Origin of the sequence: Streptomyces sp. NRRL WC-3742 (genome assembly GCF_000720635.1) — a bacterium.
Taxonomy (GTDB): domain Bacteria; phylum Actinomycetota; class Actinomycetes; order Streptomycetales; family Streptomycetaceae; genus Kitasatospora.
In genome coordinates this window covers 1-1,049 of the sequence record NZ_JOCF01000169.1, presented here as the reverse complement: position 1 = coordinate 1,049, position 1,049 = coordinate 1, and the positions used below count along the sequence as shown (strand labels likewise).

Annotated in this window: 1 protein-coding gene; it reads right to left on the bottom strand. The window is 67.9% G+C overall.

Features of this window, described 5'->3' with window-relative positions:
• A partial coding sequence (locus IH61_RS0139865) for a glycosyl hydrolase 2 galactose-binding domain-containing protein (protein ID WP_324607654.1) occupies positions 1-966 on the bottom strand: 966 nt, incomplete at its 3' end.
• Positions 967-1,049: the final 83 nt, after the last annotated feature.

Sequence of the window (1,049 nt, the reverse complement as noted above, 5' to 3'; positions counted from 1 at the left end):
GGCCTTGACGTCCCGGATGCCGAAGCTCTTGTGTGCGGTGTCGGTGAGGGTGCCGTCGGTTTTGGCGGTGAGTTGGAGGTCGTAGAGGGCTTGGTCGCCCATGCGGGCGGGCCACCAGATGCGGGGGTTGGTGAGGGTGAGTTGGGGGGTGTCGTCGGGGGTGAAGACGACGGGTTTGGTCTCGCCGGGGGCGAGGGTGAGGTCCTTGGTGAAGGTGATGTCGCCGATGGTGCCGGTGACGGTGGTGGTGGCGGTATTCGTGGAGTTGTTGCGGGCGGTGGCTTTGACGGTGAGCTTGGCGGAGTCGAGGGAGGGCATGGTCACGTCGGTGATGACGTGGGCGTCGCCGAGGGAGACGGCGCCGGCGCGTCGGAGGGTGATGTCGTAGACGATGCCCATGTTGTTGTCGGGCGGGGAGGGGTTCCAGTCGATCCAGCCGGAGGTGAAGTCCTTCTTGGGGTCGTTGGGCTTGATACGGAGGGCGACGGTGTTGGTGCCCTGCTGGACGTAGTCGGTGACGTCGAGTTCGTGGGCGGTGTACATGCCCGCGATGTCGGTCTGGGTGGCGACCCGGGTGCCGTTGACGTAGACGTCGGCGGCGGAGACGATGCCGGTGACGTTGAGGTAGGTGCGGGTGGTGGTGTCGTTGACGGTGAAGTCGGAGCGGTACCACCAGGGGACCTGGAACTGGTCGGTGGGGACCGTCTTCATGTTCTCGGAGTAGAACGGGTCCGGGTACGTCTTGTCGGCGACGAGTGCGGCGTAGACGGTGGAGCGGGCGCCGGCCGGGTGCCAGCCGGTGGGCTGGTAGCCGGGGGTGGAGATGGCTTCCGCGCTGTCGGTGACCTTGGCGGAGGACTGGATGGCGTAGCCGGTCAGGGCGGTGGTCGAGCCGGTCGCGTCGGGGACGGTGGTGGCGGCGACGGCGGGTACGGTCGGGGCGGCGGCCCGTGCGCGTTCGGGCATGCCTGTCACGGCTGCTGCGGCGACCATGATTCCCGCGACGAGCACGGCGCTGCCGCGTCTCGTGAGCACACTGTTCAGGGACA